General features: G+C 68.7%; 4 protein-coding genes. All 4 read left to right on the forward strand.

Annotation, left to right across the window (positions count from 1 at the left end):
- Window positions 1–3: 3 nt before the first annotated feature.
- The 4 genes from GT007_RS19045 (at window position 4) to GT007_RS19060 (ending at window position 5,946) form a co-directional block, all read left to right on the forward strand.
- Window positions 4–753, forward strand: coding sequence for a CoA-transferase (locus GT007_RS19045; protein ID WP_160123250.1), 750 nt, complete (start codon window positions 4–6; stop codon window positions 751–753).
- On the forward strand, window positions 750–1,985 hold the full coding sequence (locus tag GT007_RS19050) for a CaiB/BaiF CoA transferase family protein (protein ID WP_160123251.1): 1,236 nt from the start codon (window positions 750–752) through the stop codon (window positions 1,983–1,985). Before GT007_RS19045 ends, GT007_RS19050 begins: the two co-directional genes overlap by 4 nt.
- Before the next feature lie 78 nt (window positions 1,986–2,063).
- The gene (gene mgtA / locus GT007_RS19055; protein WP_160123252.1) at window positions 2,064–4,544 is read left to right on the forward strand and encodes a magnesium-translocating P-type ATPase; all 2,481 of its coding nucleotides are present in this window, start codon (window positions 2,064–2,066) and stop codon (window positions 4,542–4,544) included.
- 79 nt (window positions 4,545–4,623) lie between these two features.
- The gene (locus GT007_RS19060) at window positions 4,624–5,946 is read left to right on the forward strand and encodes an LLM class flavin-dependent oxidoreductase (protein ID WP_160123253.1); all 1,323 of its coding nucleotides are present in this window, start codon (window positions 4,624–4,626) and stop codon (window positions 5,944–5,946) included.
- Window positions 5,947–6,255: the final 309 nt, after the last annotated feature.

Genomic DNA, 6,255 nt, shown 5'->3' on the forward strand with positions numbered 1-6,255 from the left:
GGCATGGACTACAACACCGAGGAATTGCTGGCCGTCACCCTGGCCCGCCTGATCCGAGACCCGGAGGCGCCCCCCGCGCGGCACATCGCGGTGGGGGCGGCTTCCCCGGTGCCGGCGGCCGCCTGCTGGCTGGTGGCCAAGCAGGGCGCGCCGGTGCGGCTTTCCCTGCTGCACAAGCGCAGCGGCAACCCCTTCACCGAGGGTACGCGCGAGCTGTTCGACCTGACCGGCCAGGGGCGCATCGACCTGTTCTTCCTGGGCGGCGGGCAGATCGACGGCCAGGCCAACCTGAACCTGGTCGGCACCGGGGAATGGCCCGGGAAGGGTGTGCGCTTCCCCGGCAGTTTCGGCAGCGCCTTCATGTACATGATGACCCACCGCACCATCCTGTTCCGCGAGGAACACTCCCCCCGCGTGCTGGTGGAGCGCGTGGACAACATCTCCGCCCCCGGCGTCTCGGCCCCGGGCGTGTTCCGGCGCGGCCATGCCCAGGCGCTGGTCACCGGGCGCTGCGTGTTCCGCTTCCATCCCGATCGCGGGCGTTTCAGCCTGCAATCGCTGCACCCTGGTGAGACGGTGGAGGAGATCCGCGCCGCCACCGGCTTCGATTTCGATGTGCAGGGGGATATCCCCTTCACCCCGGCGCCGACGCCCGACGAACTCGCGCTGCTGCGCGGGGCCGTCTGCGACGAGATGCTGGAAACCTACCCGGAATTCTGCGCCCGGGTGTTCAACAGAAAGGCTGCCGCATGACGGACGCGCTTCCCATTTCGGAAGGCAAGGGTTTGGCCAAGGGCGCGGGAGCGCTCGCCGGCCTCAAGGTGATCGACCTGACGCGCGTGCTGGGCGGGCCCTACTGCACCATGATCCTGTCGGATCATGGCGCCGAGGTGATCAAGCTGGAGCCGCCCCAGGGCGATGAGGTGCGCGACTGGGGCCCTCCGTTCCATGAGGGCGATGCCAGCTACTTCATCGGCGTGAACCGCAACAAGAAGAGCGTGGGCCTCGACCTGGCCAAGCCCGAGGGCCGCCAGGTGCTGCTGCGCCTGCTCGAGGGCGCGGATATCCTGGTGGAGAACTTCAAGCCGGGTTCCATGGAGAAATGGGGCCTGGGCTATGAGGAAGTGCTGTCCAAGAAATTCCCGCAGCTGATCCATTGCCGGGTGTCGGGCTTCGGCGCCACGGGGCCGCTCGGCGGCTTCCCGGGCTATGACGCCATCGTGCAGGCGATGGTGGGGCTGATGTCCACCAACGGCACCGCCACCTCCGGCCCCACGCGGTTGGGCACGCCTATCGTGGATATCGCCACCGGCCTGTATTCCACCATCGCCATCCTGATGGCGGTGCATGAGCGCGCGCGCAGCGGCCAGGGCCAGTATCTGGACATGACGCTGCATGATTGCGGCATGGCGCTGATGCACCCGCATTCGGCCAACTACTTCCTGAACGGCAAGCGGCCGGTGGCCACGGGCAACCCGCACCCGAACCTCGCGCCCTATGCCACCTTCAAGACCAAGACCTGCGACATCTTCGTGGGCTGCGGCAATGACGGGACCTTCCGGAAATTCTGCCAGTTCCTGGGCATCCCGGATCTGGCGAAGGACGAGCGCTTCGCCACCAATGGCAGCCGCGTGGTCAACCGCGAGGCGCTGACGGAGGTGCTGAACGCCCGCTTCGCGACGGAGGACGGCTTCGACCTCTGCCCGCGCATGCTGGCCGCCGGCCTGCCCGCCGGCCCCGTGACCCATGTGGACGAGGCGCTGAACGCGCCCCACACCGCCCACCGGGAGATGGTGACGGAACTCGGCTGGTTCCGGGGCCTCGGCACGCCCATCAAGCTGTCCCGCACGCCGGGCGGCACGCGGCGCGAACCCCCGCGCTTCGGCCAGGATTCGGACGAGGTGCTGGCGAGCCATGGCTTCTCGGAGGACGAGATCGAGGCGCTGCGCGAGCAGGGCATCGTGATGGACACCCGCCGCAAATAATCCTGGCCCCGGACATGAGGGAGGTGCGCCTCCCTCGTATCATATGGCAGGCTGGTCCGGCTGGGTTAGGCTGCGCCCATGTCCGATTCCCAGCCCACCTTCTGGCAACAATCCCCGGCCGACACCCTGCTGGCGCTGAAGACGCGGGAGGGCGGGCTCAGCACCGCGGAGGCCGCCGAAAGGCTCAGGCAATACGGTCCCAACCTGCCGGCCCCGCCGCCCAACCGGCGCCTGCTGGCCCGCATCGGGCGGCGGCTGATCGAGCCGCTGGTGCTGATCCTGCTGATCGCGGGCGGGATCGCGGGCCTCAGCGGCGATGTGGCGAGCTTCCTGATCATTTCGGTCATCGTGGCGCTCTCCGTCACGCTGGATGTCGTGCAGGAACGCCGGGCCGAGGCCACGGCCGATGCCCTGCGCCAGCAGGTGGCGCTCTCGGCCCGGGTGCGGCGGGATGGCGCGGTGGTGCGGCTCCCGGTGGAGCAGGTGGTGCCCGGCGATGTGCTGGAGCTTTCGCCCGGGGAGCTGGTACCCGCCGATGGCCTGGTGCTGGCCGCGCGTGATGCCCATGCGAATGAGGCGCTGCTGACCGGCGAGGTCTATCCGGCCGAGAAATCGGTGGCGAACGGCACGGAGGAAGGCGCGCTGTTCTCCGGCACCGCACTGGTCAGCGGTACGGCCACCATGCTGGTGGTGCACACGGGCGCGGCCACGCGCTTCGGGGCCATCTCCGCCTCGCTGGAGGCCGATGCGCCGCCCACCGCCTTCCAGCTCGGGGTGCGGCGGCTGGGCGTGCTGATCGTGCGCCTGACAACCTTCCTGGTGCTGTTCGTGCTGCTGGCGCATCTGGTCTTCGCCCGGCCGCCGCTGGAATCCTTCCTGTTCGCGGTGGCGCTGGCGGTGGGGCTGACGCCGGAGCTGCTGCCGATGGTCATGACCGTCACGCTGTCCCGCGGGGCGGCGCGCATGGCCAAGCGGCGGGTGGTGGTGAAGCGGCTGGCCGCGATCCATGACCTGGGCGCGATGGACGTGCTGTGCACCGACAAGACCGGCACGCTGACCGAGGCGCGGATCACCCTGGCGGGCCACCCGGACAGTTCCGGCGCGGACAACCCCCGCGTGCTGGATCTGGCGCGGGCGAATGCGGGGCTGGCGGCCGGGGTGCCGGGGCCGCTGGATGTGGCGATCCTCAGCGCCGGCGGCGCGGAAGGCTGGCGGCGGGTGGATGATGTCCCCTTCGATTTCGAACGCCGCTGCGCCTCCGTGCTGGCGGAGCGCGACGGGCAGCGGCTGCTGATCACGAAGGGCGCGCCGGAGGCAGTGCTGGACCGCTGCACGAGCGTGGAGACCGCGGAGGGTGTGCGCCCGCTGGATGCCGCCCTGCGCGCGCAGCTGGCCGCCCTGGAGCACGAGAAGGCCAGTGCCGGCCTGCGCATGCTGGCGGTGGCCACCCGCCCCCTCGCGGCGGAACAGGCCAGCCGCGAGGATGAGCGCGACCTGTGCCTGGTGGGCTTCTGCCTGTTCGAGGACCCGCCGAAGCCCTCCGCCGCCGTGGCGCTGCAACGGCTGGCGGCGGCGGGGGTGCGGGTGAAGGTGATCTCGGGCGATGCGGCGCCGGTGGTGGCGCATCTGGCCCAGGCGCTGGGGATGAAGGCCCGCCGGATCATCACCGGGCCGGAGCTGGACGCCATGCCCACCGCCACCCTGGCCCGGCGGGTGAAGCATGTGGACCTGTTCGCCCGCATCTCGCCCGAGGGCAAGCTGCGCATCATCCGCGCCCTGCAGAAGGGGGGCGCCACGGTGGGCTTCATGGGCGATGGCATTAACGACGCCCCCGCCATCCATGCCGCCGATGCCGGGATTTCCGTGCAGGGCGCCACCGATGTCGCCCGCGCGGCCGCGGACCTGATCTTGCTGGAACCCGATCTGGGCGTGCTGGCGGATGGGCTGATGGAGGGCCGGCGCACCTATGCCAACATCATGAAATACATCCGCATGGGCACCAGTTCCAATTTCGGGAACATGCTGTCCATGGCGCTGGCCTCCATCGCCATTCCCTTCCTGCCTCTGACGCCGGTGCAGGTGCTGCTGAACAACCTGCTCTATGACGTCTCGGAAACCGGCATCCCGTTCGACACGGTGGACGAGGCGGCCCTGGCCCAGCCGCATAGCTGGCAGATGTCCTCGCTGCTGCGTTTCACCCTGATCATGGGCGCGCTGTCCTCCGTGTTCGATATCGCGACCTTCGCGCTGCTGTTCTGGGTGTTCCAGGCGGGGCCGGAGATCTTCCGCACCGCCTGGTTCCTGGAAAGCATGGCCACCCAGATCCTGGTGATCTTCCTGATCCGCAGTGCCGGCCCCTTCTGGCGCAGCCTACCGCACCCGGCGCTGGCCGCGACATCGCTGGGCGCGCTGGCGGTGGCGGTGTTCCTGGCGCTGGGGCCGCTCGGGCCGTGGCTGGGCTTCGCGGCCCTGCCGGCGGGGCTGCTGGGGGCGCTGCTGGGGCTGGTGGTGCTGTATCTGGCCTGCGCGGAGGTGCTGAAGCGGGTCGCGCTGCGGTAGGCACGTCCAGGCTTGTCCGCACCACTTGTCCGTACCACTGCCTGGGCGTAACCGTCAGGCAGGGATCAAGGAAAGCACCATGCCAGTCGCAAAGCCCCGCCAGATGCATCTCGGCCTGTTCATGCAGGGGGCGGGCCACCACGTTTCCGGCTGGCGGCACCCGCTGGCCGAATTCGGCGGCGAGAATCTCGGCCTGATCCAGCGCATCGCCAACACGGCCGAGGAAGGCCTGTTCGACATGCTGTTCCTGGCCGATGGCCTGTCCTCCGCCGCCGACATGCACCCCAGCTTCGTGGTGCGGATCGAACCGATCGCGCTGCTCTCGGCGCTGGCGATGACGACCAAGCACCTCGGCCTCGCGGCCACCGCATCCACCACCTATGGCGAGCCCTATCACGTGGCGCGCGCCTTCGCCTCGGTCGATCACCTCTCGGGCGGGCGGGCGGCGTGGAACGCCGTCACCACCTCCTACGCCCGCTCGGCCGCGAACTTCACGCGCGGCGAGCATCCCTCCCACGACGAGCGCTATGCGATCGCCGAGGAGTTCCTCGATACGGTGAAGGGGCTGTGGGACAGCTTCGCCGACGATGCCTTCCCCAAGGACAAGGACAGCGGCGTGTATGTGCGGCCCGACCGCATCCACACGCTGAACCATGAGGGCAAGTATTTCTCGGTGAAGGGGCCGCTGAATTCCTCGCGCCCGCCGCAGGGGCACCCGGTGGTGATCCAGGCCGGGTCCTCGCTGCCCGGCCAGCGCCTGGCCGCCCGCACCGCCGACGCCGTCTTCACCGCCCAGCAGAGCCTGGAGGAATCCAAGGCCTTCTGCGACAGCCTGGCGCGGCTGATGGCCGAGGCGGGCCGGGCGCGCGATACCCTGCATGTGATGCCCGGTTTCTGCCCCGTGGTCGGCGCCACCGAGGCCGAGGCGCGGGCCGAATTCGAGAAGCTGCAGGCCGGCATCGACCCCGTCGCCGCCCTGCGCCTGCTGTCGGACCGCATCGGGCATGAGCTGTCGGGCTACAACCTCGACGAGCCGCTGCCGGAACTGCCGGAATCCGAGGCCCTGCAATCCCGCGCCCGGCTGCTGACCCAGATGGCGCGCCGCGACAACATGACCCTGCGCCAGCTGTCCAACCTGGTGGCCGGCGCACGCGGGCACCGCATCGTGTGGGGCACGCCGGCACAGATCGCGGACACCATGCAGGAATGGTTCGAAGGCGGGGCCGCCGACGGCTTCAACATCATGCCGCCCTACTTCCCGACACAGTTCGAACGCTTCGTGGAATCAGTGGTGCCGGAATTGCAGAAGCGCGGACTGTTCCGCACCGCCTATGAAGGGAACACGCTGCGGGAAAACCTGGGGCTGCAACGGCCGAAGAACCGGTTTTTTCCGGAGGGGTGAAGACTGGGGAAGGCGCCGCCTTCCCCAGACCCCATCCGCTGGGGAGATGAGATCTCCCCAGGCCCCTGCGAGCAGTTTGGGGCCAGTGCCGATTCTATGTAATTGATATAATTATATAATTTATCAGAAAGCCTTTTCAGGCTCCGATCCACCCCAAACTCCCAAAAAGTAATGGGGGGTTCTCGGGGGTGTTCAGACTGGAGAGATGTTTGACAGGTGTACGGAGACATCCCTGACGGTTTTGAGATGGGGTGTTTCGTCCCTGAGGTCGAGTGTGGCGAGAGGAAATCGCGAGAAGAACACCTGCCA

Origin of the sequence: Rhodovarius lipocyclicus, from assembly GCF_009900765.1 — a bacterium.
GTDB classification, from domain to species: domain Bacteria; phylum Pseudomonadota; class Alphaproteobacteria; order Acetobacterales; family Acetobacteraceae; genus Rhodovarius; species Rhodovarius lipocyclicus.

Excerpts from the sequence above, each read along its gene's own strand:
- GT007_RS19045 (WP_160123250.1), top strand. The coding sequence starts at position 4 with ATGGACTACAACACCGAGGAATTGCTGGCCGTCACCCTGGCCCGCCTG.
- mgtA (WP_160123252.1), top strand. The coding sequence starts at position 2,064 with ATGTCCGATTCCCAGCCCACCTTCTGGCAACAATCCCCGGCCGACACC.
- GT007_RS19060 (WP_160123253.1), top strand. The coding sequence starts at position 4,624 with ATGCCAGTCGCAAAGCCCCGCCAGATGCATCTCGGCCTGTTCATGCAG.
- GT007_RS19050 (WP_160123251.1), top strand. The coding sequence starts at position 750 with ATGACGGACGCGCTTCCCATTTCGGAAGGCAAGGGTTTGGCCAAGGGC.